The organism is Candidatus Omnitrophota bacterium, from assembly GCA_028716245.1.
Taxonomy (GTDB): Bacteria; Omnitrophota; Gorgyraeia; order Gygaellales; family Profunditerraquicolaceae; genus UBA6249.
The window spans coordinates 26,220-46,353 of the sequence record JAQUQW010000004.1 but is presented as its reverse complement, the minus strand read 5'-3'; the positions used below and the strand labels follow the sequence as shown (position 1 = coordinate 46,353).

The window sequence follows — 20,134 nt, the reverse complement described above, 5'->3', positions numbered from 1 at the left end:
CAATAAAAAGGTTTGCCATGGCTAAGCGGATATGTTAAAATAATTCTTCTTAAAGGAAAGGAAATGATGAAAGATTACCTGAAATTGCTCAGATTCGTTAGGCCTTATAAAGGGCTTTTTCTGGCGGCTACCGTTTGCATGCTGTTCTCCGCGGTGTTTAACGGGGTAACTTATACGATGATGCTGCCTTTGGTCGATATAGTTTTGACGCATAAAAAGATCATTGTCCCTACCAAATTACCGGATTTCCTGGCGGGTTTCGTGGATAAAATAAACAATATTCCTCCGGAGATTATGCTTAACTATATGGTGATTAGCTTCCTGCTGCTTCTTTTCTTAAAGGGGGTCTTTGGTTTTTTTCAAAGTTATTTTATGTCGGATATCGGCCAGCGGGTGATCCGGGATATCAAGAGCCAGCTTTACGCCAAGATCCAGTCATTATCGCTTAATTATTTTACGCACAAGCGCGGCGGTGAATTGATGTCGCGGATTACTAACGACGCTAAAATCGTGGAGAATGCCGTATCCTACGGCTCAACGGATTTGATTTATCAGAGCCTGCAGGTAGTTATTTTTGCCACGTTTATTTTCTTTATCTATTTTAAGATGGCTTTGATTTCATTGGTGTTCTTGCCTTTAATCAGTTTTCCGATTATCAAAGTCGGTAAGGCCTTGAGAAAACTTTCCAAGCGTTCCCAGGAAAAGATTGCCGATACTAATTCTCTGCTCTATGAGACGATTATGGGCGCCAGGATTGTTAAGGCTTTTAATATGGAGGAGTATGAGGTAAATAAGTTTAACCGGGTAAATGCGGATTATTTTAAAATTTGCATGAGGACAATTAAGCGCTCGCTTTTACTTAATTCCTCGATGGAGCTTTTAATCGCCGTGGCTGGCGCTTTTGTTGTTTTCTGGGGTGGGCATGAGGTTATTACCGGGAGGATATCCTTTGGAGTCTTTGGGCTTTTTATCGGTTCGTTTTTTTCTTTGTTCAGTCCATTTAAAAAATTGAGTCAAGTTAATGCTCTGAATCAGCAAGGTTTGGCCGCTAGTGAACGGATCCATGAGGTTTTAGAGACGCAAGCAAGCGTAAAAGAGGCCGCCGAGCCAAAGGTTTTGCCGGATTTTAAGAAAAACATCAGGTTTAATGATGCCTGGTTTAGTTACGCCGATACGCAAATTTTAAAAGGAGTTAACTTAGAGGTACAATACGGCCAAATGTTGGCGATTGTCGGGCCCAGCGGTTCAGGAAAAAGCACCTTGGTGGATTTAATCCCGCGCTTTTATGATCCTCAAAAAGGGGCCGTATTGATTGACGGAATGGATGTGCGGGAGTTCGGTTTAAAATCATTACGCGCACAGATTGGCATCGTTAATCAGGAGACCATGCTTTTTAATGATACGATCCGTTCGAATATTGCCTATGGCCGGCAGGATGCTTCTTTGCAAGAAATTGAGGAGGCGGCTAAAAAGGCCCACGCCCACGATTTTATACTTAATTGCGCGCAAGGGTATGAAACAATTATCGGGGACAGGGGAGTAAAAATTTCAGGAGGAGAGCGCCAGCGGATTGCCATAGCCCGCGCCCTTTTGAAGGATGCCCCGATATTAATCTTGGATGAGGCTACTTCGCAGCTGGATTCCGCCTCTGAGCGCATTGTTCAGGAGGCTTTGGACCGGCTGGTTAGCGGCAGGACGGTATTTATGATCGCGCATCGGCTTTCTACGGTAAGAAACGCAGACAGGATTGTGGTTTTAGATAAAGGAATGATCGTTGAACAGGGCACCCATAGCCAGCTCCTGGAAAAGAACGGTTTGTACAAGCGGTTGTATACGGCTCAAGAGCTGCAAAAATAGTTGCAAATAAACAAAATTTTGCTATAATTACCCGATTAACTTCCTAGCCTAATATCTGGGGAAATTTTAAGTGATTTAGGCACGTTATTTTTTATAACGAAAAAGGAAAGAATATTAACCAATAATAAAGAAATACGAAGAAGGGGGAAAAGAAAAGTGCCATCAGAATTGATCAAGCAGCTATTAGAAGCAGGCGTGCATTTTGGCCACCAGACTAAACGCTGGAATCCCAAAATGAAGAAGTTCATTTTTGGTTCAAGAAGCGGTATTTACATTATCGATTTAGAAAAGACCGAGGAGTGTATTAACGCTGCCCGGGATTTTTTAATGGAGATAGCCTCTAAGGGTGAATTCGTGCTTTTTGTGGGTACTAAAAAACAAGCCCAGGATGTAATTAAGCAGGAGGCTATCCGCAGCGGGATGTATTACGTTACTGACCGCTGGCCGGGGGGGATGCTCACTAATTTTGCCACCATTAAAAAGAGCATCAACCGCTTAAAAGACATCGAAAAGATGCGCCTGGACGGGACATTTGAGAAGCTGACTAAAAAGGAGGTGGCGCTCCTGGAAAAAGAGCTGGCCAAGCTTAATAAGAATTTCTCCGGGATTGTCCTCATGGAGCGGATGCCCAAGGCAGTTTTTGTCGTAGACACCAAAAAAGAGGAAACCGCGGTGCTTGAGGCGCGCAGATTGGGAATCCCGGTAATCGGATTAATCGATACTAATTCCAATCCCGCCCTGGTCGATTATCCTATCCCCGGTAATGATGATGCCACCAAATCCATCCGCACGGTAACCTCGATTATCGCGGATACGATTATCGAAGGAAGAAAAAAGTTTTTGTCTTACCTTACTCAGGAAGGGGTTAAGGTAGAAGACGTCAAACAGGATATTTCTCCGGAGGTACTTCCGGAAGAAGAGCTTAAGATTAAGGAAATCGAAGAGATTGTCGAGGAGAGCCAGCCGCTTACTGATGATTCTACGGCGGCAAAAAAGGCCCACCTGAAACCGGCAGCAGAAATAAAACCGAAACTAAGAAAAAAGGGGTAATTTTAAAATGAAAAGTTCAGTTAACGCGATTAAAGAATTAAGGGGCCTGACCTGCTCAAGTGTTGCGCATTGCAAAAAAGCGTTAGAGGAGGCCAAAGGCGATATCAAGCAGGCAATCATACTATTACGTAAGCAGGGCTTAGAGGTTGCGGCCAAGAAACAGGGCCGGGTCGCCAAAGAAGGCAGGATTGATTGCTATATCCATCATGGCAATAAAATCGGAGTCTTGTTGGAGGTTAACTGTGAATCGGATTTTGCCGCCCGCAACGATGAGTTCATTAAATTCACCAAGGACCTGGCGATGCAGGTTGCCGCTACCAGCCCGGAGTATATCAAGAAAGAAGATGTGCCGGAGGAAATTCTCAAGCATGAAAAAAACAAAGAAGATTACTATAAAAATAATTGTTTATTAGAGCAGGTTTTTGTGAAAGATCCGGGTTTAACGATTAAAGATTACCTGGGTAACATCGTGGCAAAAATCGGCGAAAATATCGTTATCCGCAGGTTCATCCGCTACAAGATTGGCGAATAAATGGTCAAACCGGTTTACAAAAGAATCGTCCTTAAAATAAGCGGCGAGGCCCTGGCTGGAAAAAATACGCATGGCATTGACCCGCAAGTGCTTATTTCTATCTCGCGTCAGATTAAAGAAATCCGGGATTTAGCGGTAGATGTCGCTGTTGTTTTAGGCGCGGGCAATATCCTGCGCGGCCAGGAGAATACTGCTTGCCGCGGCCTGGATATGGACCGCTCCGTCGCGGATTATATGGGGATGCTGGCCACGGTAATCAACGGGCTTTCGCTGCAGGACGCGCTGGAGAAAACAGGCGTGCCGACCAGGGTGATGACGGCAATTGAGATGCAAAAGATAGCCGAACCTTACATTAGAAGAAGGGCGATCCGGCATTTAGAAAAGGGCCGGGTAGTAATTTTTGTTGCCGGCACCGGCAATCCTTATTTTACTACTGATACGGCCGCCGCCCTGCGGGCCATGGAGATTAACGCCGGCGCGATTTTAAAAGCCACCAAGGTCGATGGGGTTTATTCCGCCGATCCGCTGAAAGTAAAGGACGCCAAAAAATTCAGCCGGTTAAAATATATCGATGTGCTTAAAAAGGGATTAAAGGTGATGGACGCCACGGCAGTCAGCTTGTGCATGGATAATAAATTACCCATCGTGGTTTTTAACCTTAATCGCTTAGGTAATATCCGGCGCGTAATTTTGGGTGAGAATATTGGTACCGTCGTAAGATAATCGGAGGTAAGCGGGTATGTCTATTAAAGAAATATTATTTAATACTGAAGAGAAGATGAAGAAGGCTTTTGATTCGATGAACCGCCAATTCCATGAAGTCAGGACCGGCAGGGCTTCTCCGAGTTTGGTCGAAGGCCTGCATATTGATTATTATGGGACGCCGACCATGTTAAAACAGCTGGCAGCCATATCGGCCCCGGACGCGCATTTGATTGTTATTCAGCCTTGGGATGTTTCCGCGATTGTTGAGATTGAGAAGGCGATTCTAAAATCCAACCTGGGAGTCAGCCCTTCCAATGACGGAAAGATAATCCGGATCGCTGTCCCCCAGTTATCCAAAGAGAGGCGCCAGGAGATGGCCAAGTTGGCCCATAAAATGGCCGAAGACGGCCGGGTATCCCTGCGTACTATCAGAAGGGACGCCAAAGAAGCCGTGGAGAAAATGGAGAAGGACAAAATTGTCTCCGAAGACGAGAAATTCCGCGGAGTTGACGAATTACAGAAAATTGTTGATAAATATATCGCTAAGATCGACGAAATTTTAAAGGTTAAAGAAAAAGAAATTTTGGAATTTTAGATTTTGGGCCTCTAGCTCATCCGGTAGAGCACCACACTTTTAATGTGGTTGTGCCGCGTTCGAGTCGCGGGAGGCTCAATAAATTCAGCAGGAGAGGATGCAGGTAGTGCCCGTTCTAGGGCGGATGGCGAAATTGGCAGACGCGATAGCCTTAGGAGCTATTGGGGCAACCCTTGGAGGTTCAAGTCCTCTTCCGCCCAAGAAACTTGCAGCACCCGAGTAGCAAAAAGCACCCCGCGCTTATAAGGTATTGCGCGGGTGTCCTCTTGGTAGAGGACGTCGGTGCGCGATAGGTATCGCGGGAGTAGCTCAGCTGGCTAGAGCGCAACCTTGCCAAGGTTGATGTCGCGGGTTCGAATCCCGTCTCCCGCTTAGTTCTTTAGTTCTAAGGTAGTAGGATAGGTAATTTAGATCCCGTCTCAAATTATTCGGCGGGATAAATTCGCGCATTAACTTACTCGCACGTTGCATTCGTAAGTTAAGCGCTCATTTAAAGGAGAAACAAATGCAGATAATGGATTTTCTTTCCAAAAAGGCAATTCTCACCGATATAAAATCTACCCGAAAAGAAGATGTGATTAATGAGATGGTCGATCTTCTGATCGAATCCGGCGATGTCGAGAAACGCAACCGCGGCAAGCTCATTGATTCCCTTATGTCCAGGGAGGCCCTGGGCTCTACTGCCATCGGCCAAGGCATAGCCATACCGCACGCAAAATGTGACTGTGTAGATAAGTTAGTGGCGGCTTTCGGGCTTTCCAAGAAAGGCGTGGATTTTGATTCTCTAGACGGGGAATTAGCGTATATTTTCTTTTTACTGGTCGCCCCGCAGGATTCCGCCGGCCCGCATCTTAAGGCTTTAGCCAGGATATCACGCCTGTTAAAGGATAAATATTTTCGTGATACCCTGCGTACCTGCATGGATGATAAATCCGTAATCAAGATTATCACGCAGGAAGACGAAAAAAAGATTTAGCCCACAAAAATGAAATCTATCGTAACCGGCATCTTAAAATGGTTTTATCCGGGCATAGGGATCAAGCGCTGGATCGGTTTAAGCGCTTTTGGAGTAGCGCTTTTGATTTTAGGAACCGCTAATCTGCGCAGCGAAGAGTTCTGGCTGATTCAATTCCTGGATGCTTTGATCGTAATTTCGGGAATTATAATTTTAATCCTGGGCATCAAGAGGATGATGCGTTCTTTTATCGCGGTATTTGCCCCATCTTCCAGGGGTACAGAGTTAATCGATATTTTGTATCAGAAAAAACAATTAAGCCGCGGCCCGCGTATCGTTGCCGTAGGCGGCGGTACAGGGTTATCGGTTCTTTTAAGCGGGTTAAAAAACTATTCATCGAATATCTCCGCTGTAGTTACAGTAGCGGATAATGGAGGTTCAAGCGGACGCTTGCGGCAGCAGTTTGATGTTTTGCCTCCCGGGGATATTCGTAACTGCCTGGTTGCCCTGGCTGATGCCCCGGCGTTGATGCGGGATCTTTTTCAGTTCCGTTTTGATGGGAATTCGGAATTTTCCGGGCATTCCTTCGGCAATCTCTTCCTGACGGTGATGACCCGCTTGACCGGTGATTTTGAAAAGGCGATTAAGGAAACCAGTAAGGTTTTGGCTTTACGGGGGCAGGTTATTCCTTCTACGCTTGAGGATGTCACGCTGGTGGCCCATTTTAATGATGGTTCAACAGTGATCGGAGAAGACCAGATTCCCAGGGCCAGGAAGGCGATTAACCGGGTCAACCTTACTCCCGAACAGCCGCCGGCCACCCAAGATGCCTTAAAGGCAATCAGGGAAGCGCAGATTATTATTCTAGGGCCGGGTTCTTTATATACGAGCATAATTCCCAATCTCTTAATTAAGGAGATAACCAAGGAAATTGCCGAGTCTGAGGCATTAAAGGTTTATGTTTGTAATATGATGACTCAGTCTGGCGAGACCGATGGCTACAGCGTTTCCGATCATATTAAGGCTTTGGTAAAACATAGCCACGTCCGCATCCTGGATTATTGCCTGGTGAATAATGGAGAGGTGCCGCAGGAAATCCTGGGGCGCTATTCCAAAGATAAATCGGTCATTGTAACTAACGACCGTAAGAAGGTAGAGGGAGTTGGTTACCGGGTGGTCGAGGAAGATTTCGGCATGATTGTAGACGGGGTAATCCGGCATGACCCGGAAAAGTTAGCAAAAATTATTTTAAGTTTTATTGAAGAGATCTAAGCATGGGTTTAATTAAAAAAGAACTAGTCGTAAAGAATAAACAAGGGTTGCATGCCCGGCCGGCCGCCATATTCGTGCAGGTAGCCAATAAATTTGACGCGCGGATTACCGTGCGCCGTGATGCTGAAGAGGTCAACGGTAAATCCATAATGGGTATTCTTATGCTTGGAGCGGAAAAGGGCAGTTTGATCATTATTGAAGCAGACGGGGCTGATGCGGAGAAAGCATTGGAAGAATTAGAGAAGATAATTAGCAGCGAGGAAGAATTATGATTCAACTAAAGGGAATAGCGGCTGCCAGCGGCATAAGTATCGGGCCGGTTTATAAAATCGGAAGCGAGGAGTTTATTGTCCTGCGGGAAGCAATCAAGTGGGAAGATATCCCCGCGCAGATCCAGCTTTTCGAAGAAGCGCTGATTAAGACCCGCCGCGAAATTATCGAACTGCAAAAGAGGATCAGCTCGGATATGGGCCAGGAGGAAGCTCAGATCTTTGATGCGCACCTTCTGGTTTTGGAAGATCGGATGCTCATTGAAGAGGTTATCTCCCGCCTGAAGAAGGAGCAGCTTAATGTTGCCTATGTTTTCTCGGAAGTTTTGAAAAAATATATCGGTGTCTTCTTGAAAATCGAGGATGAATACCTTAAGGAGCGCATTGCCGATATTAATGATGTCGGCAGGAGGATATTAAGGAACCTTTTAGGTAAAGAGAAGAAGGTTTTGGAAGATATTAAAGAAAAAGCGATCATTGTCGCCCATGACCTTTCTCCTTCGGATACCGCGGCAATGCATACTAAGAATGTCGCTGCTTTTGTTACCGATATCGGAGGAAAAACTTCGCATACCGCCATTATGGCCAAATCCCTTGAAATACCGGCGGTAGTGGGTTTGGAAACAATTACCGCCAAGGTTAATCCGGGAGACATCCTTATTGTCGATGGCAGTATGGGCATAGTGATTATTGATCCGGATGAGGAAACGCTTAGGAGTTATCGCCAGAAACTTGAGAAATTAAAAGGTATCGCGGAAAGATTCCTGTCGGTTAAAGACCTGCCGGCAATTACCACTGATGGCAGGGTGGTTATGGTAAGCGCCAATATTGAATTTCCCGATGAGGTGTCTTCAGTTAAACTGCATGGCAGCGAAGGTATTGGGCTTTATCGCACAGAGTTTTTTTACATGAATCGCAAGGATTCACCCACTGAAGAAGAGCATTATCAGGCTTATAAATATGTTGCCCAAGCGATGAATCCGCATTCGGTAGTGATTCGTACCCTGGATATCGGAGGAGATAAATTTCTATCCCAGTTTAAAATTCCGTATGAGATGCAGCCATTTTTAGGCTGGAGGGCGATTAGATTTTGCCTGGCGCGGCCGGATATATTTAAACTGCAGTTACGGGCAATTCTTAGGGCTTCAGTGCACGGTAATCTTAAACTAATGTATCCTATGATTTCCGGGATAGATGAGTTGCGCCAAGCCAATCTCCTGCTTGATGAAGCCAAAGAGGAGCTAAGGAAGAATGGTTTGGCTTTTAACGACCAAATCCGGGTGGGGGTAATGATTGAAGTCCCTTCGGCGGCAATGACCGCCGATATTTTAGCTAAGGAGGCGGATTTCTTCAGTATTGGCACTAATGACCTAATTCAGTACTCTTTGGCAGTTGATCGGGCCAATGAAAAAGTCGCCTATCTTTATGAGCCGGCGCATCCGGCAATCTTAAGGTTAGTCAAGAACATTATTGATGCCGCCCATAATGCTAAAATTAAAGTAGCGATGTGCGGAGAGATGGCCGGGGATCCGTCCTTGGCGCTCATTCTCTTGGGCCTGGGGCTTGATGAGTTTAGTATGCCGCCGCAGATTATCCCGGAGCTAAAATATATAATCCGCGCTGTTGGATTTAAAGGCGCGCAGGGATTTGCCAATGAGGCGATGAAGCTTTTAACCGGCACCCAGGTAGAGGAGTTTGCTCAAAATAAACTGGCGGAGATTTTAAAATGAGTACCTTAAAGTTTCTGTCTGGCGAAATCCCCCGAAGCTTTGTAGAGGGGGATAAGTGAAGGCGTTGATTTTAGCTGCCGGATACGCAACCCGGCTCTACCCTTTAACCAAAAAGTACCCTAAGCCGCTTTTAGAGGTAAAAGGCAGGCCGATTATAAATTATATCGTTGACAAATTAAACGCGATTTCCGGTGTTGATGAAATTTATATCGTAACCAACAGGAAATTTATTCTTAACTTTCGTCAGTGGGTAAAATCAGTTAAATCGTCCAAGAAAATTACGCTGATCGATGACCTGACTAAAAATAACCGGGATAGGCTGGGAGCTATCGGAGATATAAATTTTGTGGTTAAAAGGCAGAAGGTCCGGGAAGATCTTCTGGTAATCGGCGGTGATAATTTATTCAGTGGTTCTTTGAAGGGGTTCCTGGGTTCTTCCGTAAAAAGAAGGCCGGCTGTAAGCCTGGGTTTATATGCGCTAGGGCAGAAGAAGGATGCCAGCCGTTATGGGGTAGTTAAACTGGATAACCGCAAGAGAGTAATTAGTTTTGAAGAAAAACCCAGAAAACCGCAGAGTTCCCTGGTAGCCATGTGCCTGTATTATATACCTAAAGATCATTTAAGCCTGGTTAGGCAGTATATCCAAAATAAAAAAGCCAATAGGGTTGATGCCACCGGTAGCTATATCGCCTGGCTTAAAGATAAGGTAGATGTTTATGGGTATGTATTTGGCGGTTCCTGGTTTGATATCGGTGATTACAAGTATTTAAACGCGGCAAAAAAAATTTTTGCCCAATAATTTAGGAGGAGAAATGTCGGCGTCGAAGTTTTATTTTACTTCAGAGTCAGTAACCGAAGGCCATCCGGATAAGTTATGTGATCAGATCTCAGATGGGGTCCTGGATGCCTGTTTAAAAAGTGATCCTTATTCGCGCGTAGCCTGCGAAACTTACGTAACCATGGGGCTTTTGATCGTGGGGGGTGAAATTACCACGCGCGGTTTTATACATGTGCATGATATAGGCAGGAAGATAATTGAAGAAATAGGTTATAATCATCCTAAATACGGGTTTGATTTTCATACCTGCGCTATTCTTAATGCCATCCATTCCCAGTCACCGGATATATCGCAAGGGGTTGATGTCGGCGGAGCCGGAGACCAGGGGATAATGTTTGGTTATGCTTGTAATGAGACCGAGGAATTAATGCCGCTGGCTTTGATGTTAGCGCAGAAGCTGGCGATGCGCTTGACCGAGGTCCGTAAAAATAATATTTTAAAATATCTTGGCCCGGACGGCAAAACCCAGGTTACTGTTGAGTATGATTGTGGTAAACCCGTGCGGGTTGATTCGGTAGTTTTAGCTTCACAGCATACCGAGGATATCTTGGATCGAAGCGGCAAACGTATTACTGAAAAAGCGCGCCAGGAGATTATCCGCCAGGTTGCCGGACCCGTACTTCGCGGCTGGGTGGATAAAGGTACCAAATATTATGTTAATCAGACGGGTAAATTTGTAGTCGGCGGGCCGCAATCCGATACGGGTATGACCGGAAGAAAAATAATTGTGGATACTTATGGCGGAGCAGTTGCGCATGGCGGCGGGGCATTTTCCGGCAAGGATCCGACTAAAGTTGACCGATCCGCAGCGTATATGTGCCGTTATATCGCTAAAAATATCGTGGCAGCCGGTCTGGCGGATAAATGCCTTATTCAGCTTGCTTATGTGATCGGCCACGCGGATCCTTTGTCGGTTATGGTCAAGACCGAAGGGACATCGGTTGTTCCGGAGGAGGCTTTGGTTAAGCTGGTTAGGCAGAATTTCCAGCTTAGGCCTAAAGGAATTATTGATTCATTGAGGTTACGCCGCCCCATATATAGGAAGACCGCCAGCTACGGGCATTTTGGCAGGCCGGAGCCGGAATTTCTGTGGGAGAAGGCGGACAAGGTGCAAATTTTGAAAAAGCAAGCCAGTTGTTTATAATGACACCCCGCGCTTATAAGGAATTGCGCGGGTGTGCCCGTGCGGGCAAGAGAGGATAAGTAATGAAATACGATATTAAAGATATAAAGTTAGCTAAGAAAGGCGCTCTAAGGATTGAGTGGGCCTCTAAAAATATGCCTGTGCTTGGTTTAATCAAACAAAAGTTTTTAAAAGAGAAGCCTTTAAAGGGGCTAAAGGTTGCCTGTTGCCTGCATGTTACCACTGAGACCGCGGTATTGGCGGATGTCTTAAAATCAGGCGGGGCAGAGGCGTATCTTTGCGCATCCAATCCTCTTTCGACCCAGGATGATGTAGCTGCTTCTTTAGTAAAAGATTTAAAGGTGGCTGTTTTCGCCATTAAGGGCGAAGATACCAAAACTTATTACCTGCATTTGAAATCCGCCCTCGCGGTAAAGCCGGATATTACTATGGATGACGGCGCCGACCTGGTGAGTACCATTCATCAGCGTCCATCCGGGATGCATGCTAATATTATCGGAGGAACCGAAGAGACAACTACCGGAGTCATCCGCCTGCGCGCTTTGGCGCAGGAAGGAAAGTTACGCTATCCGATAATTGCGGTTAATGACGCGCAAACCAAACATCTTTTTGATAACCGTTACGGCACAGGACAGTCTACGCTTGACGGGGTCATCCGTTCAACCAATAAATTAATTGCCGGGTCTAATTTTGTAGTCTGCGGTTACGGTTGGTGCGGTAAAGGCACGGCGATGCGCGCAAAAGGAATGGGAGCCAAAGTAATTGTTATTGAAGTTGATCCTCTGCGGGCTCTGGAGGCCACGATGGACGGCTTTGAAGTTATGCCGATTAAAAAAGCCGCCAAAATAGGGGATATTTTTATTACGGTCACCGGTGATATCAATGTTATCCGTAAAGAGCACTTTGGCCTAATGAAGGACGGGGCAATTGTCGCTAACTCCGGCCATTTTAATGTTGAGATCGATATTCCGGGTTTAGCCAGCATCTCCAAATCCAAGCGGGCAACCCGGGATTTTGTTGACGAATATACCTTAAAAAATAATCGCAAAATTTATGTTTTAGGGGAAGGCCGTTTGATTAATTTAGCCGCAGCCGAAGGCCATCCGGCCAGCGTTATGGATATGTCTTTTGCCAACCAGGCTCTTTCTGCCGAATATATGGCTAAAAATTACCGCAAATTAAAAAAACAGGTTTATACTGTTCCGGAAGATATCGATAAAAATATCGCCAAGCTCAAACTTCAGTCGATGGGGATTGCGATTGATACCTTGACCGCGGAGCAGAGAAAATATCTAGCCAGCTGGGAGATGGGTACTTGATGAAAAAAATCGCGGTTTTGACTACCGGCGGCGATGCCCCGGGGATGAATCCGGCAATCCGTTCCGTGGTCCGTTATGGAATTAATCAAAAACTGGAAGTAATGGGTGTTTTTCGCGGATGGTGGGGGTTAATTAACGAGGAGTTAAAAATTTTAAATCAGCGTTCTGTCTCCGGCATTATCGGCCAGGGCGGGACGGTTTTAAAAACTGCCCGCTGTTCGGAGTTTCGGACTGAAGAGGGGCAGAAGCGGGCATATGCAACAATTAAGAAAAATAATATTGATGGCTTGGTTGTTATCGGCGGCAATGGTTCTTTTGCCGCTGCCCATGAGTTTTATAAGAAATACAATATTCCTTGTATTGGAATAGCGGCTTCTATTGATAATGATGTCAATGGTATAGACTATACTATCGGCACGGATACGGCAATCAATACCGCCCTGGATGCTATTGATAAGATTCGCGATACCGCAACCAGTATGGAGCGGATCTTTGTGGTTGAGGTAATGGGCAGGGAATCAGGTTTTATTGCTTTGACCGTTGCCCTTGCCGGAGGATGCGAGGATGTAATCATTCCGGAGAAGGAATTAGATCTTAACATGATTTGCCATGATATCGTGCATGGTAATCTGATCGGAAAAATGAGCTGGATTATCGTGCTGGCTGAAGGAGCGGGTAAGGCCGATGACCTTGCCAGACAAATTACCGATATGACCGGATTAGAAACCCGCACAGTAGTTTTAGGCCATGTGCAAAGAGGCGGCCGTCCGACGGCTTTTAGCCGGGATATGGCTTTAAGTCTTGGTAAGGCGGCGGTTGATTGTCTGCTTGCGGGTAAAACCGATATTGCTTTAGGGCTAACCGGCGGAAAAATCACCGAAGTTAATTTTGAGATTGCCATAAGAAAAAAAGAATTAAAGGTGAATAATTTTTACAATTTAATTAAAGCGCTCACTTGATAGCGCCCCGCGCTACCTGGCGCTTAATTGAATTGCGCCAGTATCCGCCTCGTGGCGGATTATAATGCGGGTGTGCCCTTGTGGGCAAGGAGATGAATCAAAATGGGAAGAAAGCCGCTTGAAATTGATAAGGTTGTAATGGATTTAATCTTGACCGACGATGTAATCCTAAAAAAGAAATTAGCCGAGAAGATCCTAGGTATCGCCTATAAAAAAGGAATTTATCCTTCCAGTATTCATGAGCTTTATATCGCCCGCGGCAGGGGTGAATTTAGCGCCTTTACCGTGCCGGCGATGAACCTGCGCAGTATGACCTATGATTTAGCCCGGGCGATATTCAGAACAGCCAAGAAGAATAACTCCGGGGCATTTATTTTTGAGATTGCCAAATCTGAAATGGGTTATACGGCCCAAGCGCCGGTTGAATACACTTCGGTTGTTCTGGCTGCGGCAATAAAGGAGAATTATAGCGGGCCGGTATTTATCCAGGCTGATCATTGCCAGGTTAATGCCAAGAAATTCCAGGAGAATCCGGATAAAGAGCTGGAGGCGCTGCAAAGTATGATCGCCGACAGCATTGACGGTGGTTTCTACAACATCGATATCGATTCCTCGACGCTGGTGGATTTATCTAAAAAGGATATTAAGAAACAGCAGAAGGATAATTATGAGTCCTGCGCGAAATTAACCCAGTTTATCCGCCGCATCCAACCTAAAGGCATAACGGTTTCGGTGGGCGGGGAGATTGGCGAGGTAGGGCATCAGAATTCAACCGCCGAAGACCTGCGCGCCTTTATGGAAGGCTATAAAGAAAGGTTACGCAAAGGCTTAGTCGGTATAAGCAAGATCTCGGTTCAGACCGGGACCAGCCACGGCGGAGTAGTTAAGGCCGATGGCTCGATCGCCGAGGTCAAACTTGATTTCGGTACCTTAAATACTCTTTCCGGTATTGCCCAAAAAGAATTCGGCATCGGCGGAGCAGTGCAGCACGGCGCTTCTACTTTACCGGAAGAAATGTTCCATAAATTCCCGGAGAACAACACCTTGGAAGTGCATTTGGCAACCGGATTCCAGAATATGATGTTTGACAGCAAATACTTTCCCGCGGATTTAAAGAATAAGATTTATGAGTGGTTAAAGGTTAATGCTGCCAATGAGCGAAAAGAAGGAGAAACCGAAGAACAATTTTTTTATAAAGCCCGTAAAAAGGCGTTAGGGCCGTTTAAGAAAGAGATCATGTCTTTAGCGCAGGATTTACGTGATAAAATCGCCGCGGAGATCGAAGCCAAGTTTGATTTTCTTTTTAAGCAGCTTGGCGCGGTAAACAACCGCGCGCTTGTAGATAAATATATTACCTTAAAGCGGGTAATTACGCGTAAACGAAAGGATGCCCCCGGAGTAGTTCATGACGGAGAAGGTGCTGACTAATAGGGAGAGAACTTATGCGTTCAGACCAGATTAAAAAAGGTTTAGATAGAGTGCCGCATCGGGCGCTTTTGCACGCTACCGGCCTGTCTAGAAAAGATTTAGGCCGTCCGTTTATCGGCGTAGCCTCATCATTTACTGATCTTATCCCCGGCCATGTCGGGATGCGCGATTTGGAAAGATTTATTGAGCGCGGGGTCTGTTATGGCGGAGGCGTGCCGTTTTTATTCGGGGTGCCGGGTATCTGCGATGGGATCGCGATGGGGCATTTGGGTATGTGTTATCCTTTGGCTTTACGCGAGATTGTCGCCGATACTATTGAAACAGTTTGTAACGCCCACCAATTAGACGGAATTATTTGTTTGACTAACTGCGATAAAATTACTCCGGGTATGCTCATGGGGGCCAGGCGCCTGAATATTCCGGCAATTATCGTTACTGCCGGCCCGATGCTCTCCGGCAGGTTCAATAAAAGAAAATTAGCTTTTGTGCACGATACCTTTGAAGGAATGGCCAGGGCAAAGAAAGGCGATATCTCTGGGGCGGAACTTTCATGTTTAGAGATGGAAGCTTGCCCGGGCCAGGGTTCATGTCAGGGGCTATATACTGCCAATACTATGGCCTGTTTAACTGAGACTATGGGTATGTCTATTCCCGGTTGTGGCACAGCTTTGGCAGGCTCGGCCAAGAAACGTAGGATTGCCCAGGCCAGCGGTGAGCGGATTGTGGAGTTGGTGAAGAAAAATATTAAGCCAAGCGATATCATTACCAGGGAATCTTTAGAAAATGCTATTGTGGTGGATATGGCCTTAGGCGGTTCAAGTAATACTGTCCTGCATTTAATGAGCATTGCCCATGAAGCCGGTATTGATTTGGATTTAAAGACATTTGATAAAATCAGCAAGAGTGTGCCGCATATCACTAACATTGAACCGGCAGGCGAGCATTTTATGGAGGATCTGGAATATGCCGGCGGGATTCCGGCGGTATTAAAAAGATTAAAATCCAAATTGAATAATACTTTAAATGTAAACGGCCAGAAAACATTTGCGATCGCCGCTAGCGCGACTATTTTTGATGAGGAGGTAATTCGTCCTTTCTCCGGCGCCTATCATAAACAAGGCGGCATTGCAGTTCTATACGGTAATATCGCGCCAAACGGCGCGGTGGTCAAGCAGTCCGGGGTGAGTGCGAAGATGATGAAGTTTAGCGGCCGGGCCCGCGTATTTAACCGTGAAGAAGAAGCAATGCGGGCGATCATGAATAATAAAATCAAAAAAGGCGATTGCATTGTTATCCGTTATGAAGGGCCTGCCGGCGGCCCGGGAATGCGGGAGATGCTGGCTCCTACGGCGGCGATTGTAGGATTGGGTTTGAGCGATTCGGTGGCCTTAATTACCGATGGCCGTTTTTCAGGCGGGACCAAAGGCCCCTGTATTGGCCATATCTCGCCGGAGGCTTCGGCAGGCGGGCCGATTGCGATTATTAAAGACGGTGATATGTTAAACATTGATATTCCAAATCGCAAACTTGAAGTCAAATTAAGTAAGGGTGAGATAGGCAAAAGATTTAAGGGCTGGAAACCGGTTGAGCCAAAAATTAAGACTGGATATTTGTCCCGTTATTCCAGGTTAGTGACTTCAGCGGATAAAGGAGCGATATTAAAGTAAGATGGTTGGCGCAAGGATATTATTAGAATCTTTAAAGCGGGCGGGGGCTGAGGTAATCTTTGGTTATCCCGGGGGCCAGGTTTTACCTATATTTGACCAGCTTTATGATTTCGATATTAAATTTATTTTAACCCGGCACGAACAGGGAGCCGCGCACGCCGCGGATGGCTATGCCCGCTCAACCGGTAAAGTGGGAGTTTGCCTGGCTACCAGCGGCCCGGGCGCGACGAACCTTGTCACAGGAATTGCTACTGCTTATATGGATTCAATTCCGATGGTCGCCATAACCGGCCAGGTTGGCACGCATTTAATCGGCAATGACGCTTTTCAGGAAGCAGATGTAACCGGAATTACCCGTCCCATAACCAAACATAATTTTCTAGTTAAAGATGTTAGGGATTTAGCGCGGATCATCGCTGAGGCGTTTTATATTGCCTCAAGCGGACGGCCGGGCCCGGTGCTTATTGATATTCCCGTGGATATTCAGAGGGCGGAGACGGAATTTATTTGGCCGGAAAAAATAAATATACGCAGTTACCAGCCGACTTATTTCGGCCATCCGGGACAGATTAAGAAAGCGGCAAAATTAATTTCGGACAGCAAGAAACCGATTATTTACGCCGGCGGCGGGATAATTACTTCCGGAGCGGACCTGGAATTAAAAAAACTGGCGGAGAAAATCCAGGCACCGGTAACCACTACTTTTATGGGATTAGGCGGTTTCTGCGGAACGCATAAATTATTCTTAGGCATGCTGGGTATGCATGGCACTGCCTACGCTAACCACGCGGTCATGGAATCGGATTTAATCATTGCCATAGGAGCGCGTTTTGATGACCGGGTAACCGGCAGGTTAGACGCGTTTGCTCCCGGGGCAAAAATTATCCATATTGATATTGATCCTTCATCGATTAGTAAAAATATCCGGGTAGATGTGCCGATCGTCGGAGACGCCAAGAATATTCTTAAGCAGCTCATTACTGAAATTAAGAAGCTTCCGGATACCGCGGAATGGTTTAAAACGGTGGGAGCCTGGAAAAAGAAGCACCCATTGACTTATAAAGATGATAGCGCGATGATTAAGCCGCAGTATATCCTTGAGCAGCTTTGGGATTTAACTAAAGGGGAGGCGGTAATTTGCACCGAAGTAGGCCAGAGCCAGATGTGGGCATGCCAATGGTATAAATACCTAACTCCCCGTACATTTATTTCAAGCGGCGGATTGGGGACAATGGGGTTTGGATTTCCCGCGGCAATGGGCGCGAAATTAGGCTGCCCGGAAAAAGAAGTTTTTAATATTGCCGGAGACGGTTCGATTCAGATGAATATCCAGGAGCTGGGTACTTGCGTGGCTAACAAAATAAATGTGAAAGTATTAATATTTAATAACGGGTTTCTGGGCATGGTCAGGCAATGGCAGGAATTATTTTACAAGAAACGTTATTCTTTCACCCCGATTTCCAGCCCGGATTATGTAATGCTGGCGCAGAGTTATGGAGCGGTAGGGATCCGGGTAACCAAAAAAACCGAAGTCCGCGCGGCATTACAGAAAGCAATAGAGACGGATAATACCGTGTTTATCGATTTCCGTATCGAGCCGCAAGAGAATGTTTATCCGATGGTCCCGGCGGGAAAAGCGATAAACGAAATGATTGAAGGATTAGCATAATGCGCCATACCATATCAGTATTAGTTGAGAATAAATTCGGCGTATTAGCGCGGGTGGCCGGGCTTTTTAGCGCCCGAGGCTATAATATCGCGTCTTTAGCGGTTAGTGAAACTTTAGATCCTTCCATATCCTATATGACTATTGTAGTTGAGGCTCGCGATGAGAAAGTTTTAGAGCAAATCAATAAACAGTTGAATAAATTAATCGACGTGATTACGGTTACGGATTTTACCAAGAAGGAACATATCGACCGCGAACTGGTTTTGGCAAAGATAAATTACGCGCCAAAGGATAAACCTAAACTTGAGGCGATCTTTGATAAGTTCGTGGGCAAGATCATTCAGCATAAAGCCGATACCGCCATTGTCGAGGCGGTGGGGGATGAGCATCAGATAAAAGCGCTTTTGGAAGAGTTGAATAAATTCGGGATCAAGGAGTTAGTCAGGACAGGAAAATTGGCAATCGAGTAATTAATTAGGGACAGCGACCATTTTTGTAAAAATGGTCGCTGTCCCTAATAAAAGGGAGGTTTAGCAATGGCTAAGATTTATTATGACAAAGACGCGGATTTAAATTTACTAAAGGATAAAACCGTCGCCATTATCGGTTATGGCATACAGGGCCGCGGCCAATCCTTATGTTTACGCGATTCAGGGGTCAGGGTGGTAGTTTCTGAAATGCAAGGCACTCCTAATTTTGAACAGGCAAAGAAAGATGGATTTACTCCGGTTAGCGCCGCCGAAGCGGCAAAAGCTGCCGACATCATCCAGATCCTTACCCAGGACCATGTGCAGGCCAAAGTTTATCAGGAATCAATCAAGCCGAATTTAAAAAAAAGCAAGGCGCTTTGTTTTTCTCACGGTTTTAATATCCGTTTTAAGCAAATTAAGCCTCCGAAGAATGTCGACGTATTTATGGTGGCGCCCAAAGGCCCCGGGGCTTTAGTGAGGAAAATGTATGAAGAGGGCAAAGGCGTGCCTTCATTAATCGCGATTTATCAGGATGCCAGCGGCCAGGCAAAAAATTTAGCGTTGGCTTACGCCAAAGCACTTAAGGCCACAACCGCAGGCGTAATTGAAACGACTTTTGATGAGGAGACCGAGACTGATCTTTTTGGTGAGCAGGCAGTGCTCTGCGGCGGAGTCAGTGAACTGATTAAAGCCGGTTTTGATACTTTAATTGACGCCGGCTATCAGCCGGAGATTGCTTATTTTGAGGTTTTACACGAGTTAAAGTTGATCACCGACCTTATCCAGGAACGCGGTATTTCCGGGATGCGCCGGGGAGTTTCCAATACCGCCTGTTACGGTGATTTAACCCGCGGGCCCAGGATCATCACGCAAAAAACGCGCAAGGAAATGCAAAAAATTCTTAAGGAAATTAAATCCGGAAAATTCGCCAGAGAATGGATTAAGGAAAATGAAACCGGCCGCAAGAGTTTTGACAGCTTAATCAAAGCCGGCGATGACCATCTCATTGAAAAAGTCGGGAAGCAATTAAGGGAAATGATGCCCTGGATGAAGAAGTAGTTTATAAGCCTAATGATATATAATAAATATGTTCAACAAGAAAAAAAAGATTTTTATAATAAGCGGTTTTTTCTTTTTACTTTTCTTGTCTTCGGCAATAGCCCAAGATCAGTCTAAAAGGCCGTTTACTTACGAAAATAAAGAATTGGGAATAAGGATAACCGGTCCGCAAGGCTGGTTTGCTACGTCTAAAGAAACCAATCGATCCGGGCCTTTGGTGGTATTTAGCCCAAACCCGCTTAACTCGCCAAATGAATGTTTTATTTCTCTGGTGGCCGGGCCGTTGGCACTTACAAAATTTAAAACACCGCTGGAAGTCGCAAACGCTCAAGTTTTAAGCTTAAAAACAATTTTTAAAGATTTGAAAATCATAAAAGAGCCAGCGATATTTACACACGATGGCCAAGAGGGGGTAAATTTTATATTCGAAGGCGGTAAAGATATAAGCGTGGGAGATTATAAAGGCCGCCTTGAAAGTAATTTGAAGAACTCAGTTTATATTTTTATAAAGAATAATACCGCATATTTTCTTTATTGCAGCGGCACAACAGCCAATTTCGATGATAATTTAAAGGAGTTCCAGGCAACAGTTAGTTCACTTGTGCTAAAATAGGTT

19 protein-coding genes and 3 tRNA genes are annotated in these 20,134 nt (G+C 45.6%); all 22 read left to right on the top strand.

Going from position 1 to position 20,134, the window contains the following annotated elements; translation table 11 throughout:
- The first annotated feature begins 63 nt into the window (after positions 1–63).
- The 22 genes from PHG87_06870 to PHG87_06765 all read left to right on the top strand — a co-directional run bounded on the left by PHG87_06870 (position 64) and on the right by PHG87_06765 (position 20,131).
- Positions 64–1,857: an ABC transporter ATP-binding protein gene (locus tag PHG87_06870; protein MDD5477897.1), complete on the top strand. Its 1,794-nt coding sequence runs from the start codon at positions 64–66 to the stop codon at positions 1,855–1,857.
- A gap of 171 nt (positions 1,858–2,028) precedes the next feature.
- On the top strand, positions 2,029–2,907 hold the full coding sequence (gene rpsB / locus PHG87_06865; GenBank protein ID MDD5477896.1) for a 30S ribosomal protein S2: 879 nt from the start codon (positions 2,029–2,031) through the stop codon (positions 2,905–2,907).
- Positions 2,908–2,914: 7 nt separating this feature from the next.
- Positions 2,915–3,439, top strand: a complete 525-nt coding sequence (tsf, locus tag PHG87_06860; protein MDD5477895.1) for an elongation factor Ts — start codon at positions 2,915–2,917, stop codon at positions 3,437–3,439.
- Positions 3,440–4,162: a UMP kinase gene (gene pyrH, locus PHG87_06855; protein ID MDD5477894.1), complete on the top strand. Its 723-nt coding sequence runs from the start codon at positions 3,440–3,442 to the stop codon at positions 4,160–4,162.
- Positions 4,163–4,178: 16 nt separating this feature from the next.
- A complete protein-coding gene (gene frr / locus PHG87_06850) occupies positions 4,179–4,739 on the top strand; it encodes a ribosome recycling factor (GenBank protein ID MDD5477893.1) in 561 nt (186 codons plus the stop codon).
- Between the two features lie 5 nt (positions 4,740–4,744).
- Positions 4,745–4,817 (top strand) — tRNA-Lys (locus PHG87_06845).
- 40 nt (positions 4,818–4,857) lie between these two features.
- Positions 4,858–4,939, top strand: a tRNA-Leu gene (locus PHG87_06840).
- A gap of 98 nt (positions 4,940–5,037) precedes the next feature.
- Positions 5,038–5,111 (top strand) — tRNA-Gly (locus PHG87_06835).
- A 133-nt stretch (positions 5,112–5,244) separates the two neighbouring features.
- Positions 5,245–5,715, top strand: coding sequence for a PTS sugar transporter subunit IIA (locus PHG87_06830; GenBank protein MDD5477892.1), 471 nt, complete (start codon positions 5,245–5,247; stop codon positions 5,713–5,715).
- 9 nt (positions 5,716–5,724) lie between these two features.
- Positions 5,725–6,966, top strand: a complete 1,242-nt coding sequence (locus tag PHG87_06825; GenBank protein MDD5477891.1) for a YvcK family protein — start codon at positions 5,725–5,727, stop codon at positions 6,964–6,966.
- Between the two features lie 2 nt (positions 6,967–6,968).
- Entirely contained in the window at positions 6,969–7,238 is a 270-nt protein-coding gene (locus PHG87_06820; GenBank protein MDD5477890.1) for an HPr family phosphocarrier protein, read from the top strand.
- Entirely contained in the window at positions 7,235–8,965 is a 1,731-nt protein-coding gene (gene ptsP / locus PHG87_06815) for a phosphoenolpyruvate--protein phosphotransferase (GenBank protein MDD5477889.1), read from the top strand. Before PHG87_06820 ends, ptsP begins: the two co-directional genes overlap by 4 nt.
- 55 nt (positions 8,966–9,020) lie before the next feature.
- Positions 9,021–9,764: a nucleotidyltransferase family protein gene (locus PHG87_06810; protein ID MDD5477888.1), complete on the top strand. Its 744-nt coding sequence runs from the start codon at positions 9,021–9,023 to the stop codon at positions 9,762–9,764.
- A 13-nt stretch (positions 9,765–9,777) separates the two neighbouring features.
- On the top strand, positions 9,778–10,947 hold the full coding sequence (metK, locus tag PHG87_06805) for a methionine adenosyltransferase (protein MDD5477887.1): 1,170 nt from the start codon (positions 9,778–9,780) through the stop codon (positions 10,945–10,947).
- A 62-nt stretch (positions 10,948–11,009) separates the two neighbouring features.
- A complete protein-coding gene (locus PHG87_06800; protein ID MDD5477886.1) occupies positions 11,010–12,266 on the top strand; it encodes an adenosylhomocysteinase in 1,257 nt (418 codons plus the stop codon).
- Positions 12,266–13,225: a 6-phosphofructokinase gene (gene pfkA / locus PHG87_06795; GenBank protein MDD5477885.1), complete on the top strand. Its 960-nt coding sequence runs from the start codon at positions 12,266–12,268 to the stop codon at positions 13,223–13,225. The genes PHG87_06800 and pfkA overlap by 1 nt, the downstream gene beginning before the upstream one ends.
- Positions 13,226–13,327: 102 nt before the next feature.
- Complete coding sequence (locus tag PHG87_06790; GenBank protein MDD5477884.1) at positions 13,328–14,653, top strand: class II fructose-bisphosphate aldolase; 1,326 nt, start codon at positions 13,328–13,330, stop codon at positions 14,651–14,653.
- Between the two features lie 14 nt (positions 14,654–14,667).
- A complete protein-coding gene (ilvD, locus tag PHG87_06785) occupies positions 14,668–16,320 on the top strand; it encodes a dihydroxy-acid dehydratase (GenBank protein ID MDD5477883.1) in 1,653 nt (550 codons plus the stop codon).
- A gap of 1 nt (position 16,321) precedes the next feature.
- A complete protein-coding gene (gene ilvB / locus PHG87_06780; GenBank protein ID MDD5477882.1) occupies positions 16,322–17,989 on the top strand; it encodes a biosynthetic-type acetolactate synthase large subunit in 1,668 nt (555 codons plus the stop codon).
- Positions 17,989–18,459 (top strand): acetolactate synthase small subunit, encoded by a 471-nt coding sequence (gene ilvN, locus PHG87_06775; protein ID MDD5477881.1) that lies wholly within the window; start codon positions 17,989–17,991, stop codon positions 18,457–18,459. Before ilvB ends, ilvN begins: the two co-directional genes overlap by 1 nt.
- Positions 18,460–18,525: 66 nt before the next feature.
- Complete coding sequence (ilvC, locus tag PHG87_06770; protein ID MDD5477880.1) at positions 18,526–19,518, top strand: ketol-acid reductoisomerase; 993 nt, start codon at positions 18,526–18,528, stop codon at positions 19,516–19,518.
- 28 nt (positions 19,519–19,546) lie between these two features.
- Positions 19,547–20,131, top strand: coding sequence for a hypothetical protein (locus PHG87_06765; GenBank protein ID MDD5477879.1), 585 nt, complete (start codon positions 19,547–19,549; stop codon positions 20,129–20,131).
- Positions 20,132–20,134: the final 3 nt, after the last annotated feature.

Excerpts from the sequence above, each read along its gene's own strand:
- PHG87_06870 (MDD5477897.1), top strand. The coding sequence starts at position 64 with ATGATGAAAGATTACCTGAAATTGCTCAGATTCGTTAGGCCTTATAAA.
- tsf (MDD5477895.1), top strand. The coding sequence starts at position 2,915 with ATGAAAAGTTCAGTTAACGCGATTAAAGAATTAAGGGGCCTGACCTGC.
- pyrH (MDD5477894.1), top strand. The coding sequence starts at position 3,440 with ATGGTCAAACCGGTTTACAAAAGAATCGTCCTTAAAATAAGCGGCGAG.
- frr (MDD5477893.1), top strand. The coding sequence starts at position 4,179 with ATGTCTATTAAAGAAATATTATTTAATACTGAAGAGAAGATGAAGAAG.
- PHG87_06830 (MDD5477892.1), top strand. The coding sequence starts at position 5,245 with ATGCAGATAATGGATTTTCTTTCCAAAAAGGCAATTCTCACCGATATA.
- PHG87_06825 (MDD5477891.1), top strand. The coding sequence starts at position 5,725 with ATGAAATCTATCGTAACCGGCATCTTAAAATGGTTTTATCCGGGCATA.
- PHG87_06820 (MDD5477890.1), top strand. The coding sequence starts at position 6,969 with ATGGGTTTAATTAAAAAAGAACTAGTCGTAAAGAATAAACAAGGGTTG.
- ptsP (MDD5477889.1), top strand. The coding sequence starts at position 7,235 with ATGATTCAACTAAAGGGAATAGCGGCTGCCAGCGGCATAAGTATCGGG.
- metK (MDD5477887.1), top strand. The coding sequence starts at position 9,778 with ATGTCGGCGTCGAAGTTTTATTTTACTTCAGAGTCAGTAACCGAAGGC.
- PHG87_06800 (MDD5477886.1), top strand. The coding sequence starts at position 11,010 with ATGAAATACGATATTAAAGATATAAAGTTAGCTAAGAAAGGCGCTCTA.
- pfkA (MDD5477885.1), top strand. The coding sequence starts at position 12,266 with ATGAAAAAAATCGCGGTTTTGACTACCGGCGGCGATGCCCCGGGGATG.
- PHG87_06790 (MDD5477884.1), top strand. The coding sequence starts at position 13,328 with ATGGGAAGAAAGCCGCTTGAAATTGATAAGGTTGTAATGGATTTAATC.
- ilvD (MDD5477883.1), top strand. The coding sequence starts at position 14,668 with ATGCGTTCAGACCAGATTAAAAAAGGTTTAGATAGAGTGCCGCATCGG.
- ilvB (MDD5477882.1), top strand. The coding sequence starts at position 16,322 with ATGGTTGGCGCAAGGATATTATTAGAATCTTTAAAGCGGGCGGGGGCT.
- ilvN (MDD5477881.1), top strand. The coding sequence starts at position 17,989 with ATGCGCCATACCATATCAGTATTAGTTGAGAATAAATTCGGCGTATTA.
- ilvC (MDD5477880.1), top strand. The coding sequence starts at position 18,526 with ATGGCTAAGATTTATTATGACAAAGACGCGGATTTAAATTTACTAAAG.
- PHG87_06765 (MDD5477879.1), top strand. The coding sequence starts at position 19,547 with ATGTTCAACAAGAAAAAAAAGATTTTTATAATAAGCGGTTTTTTCTTT.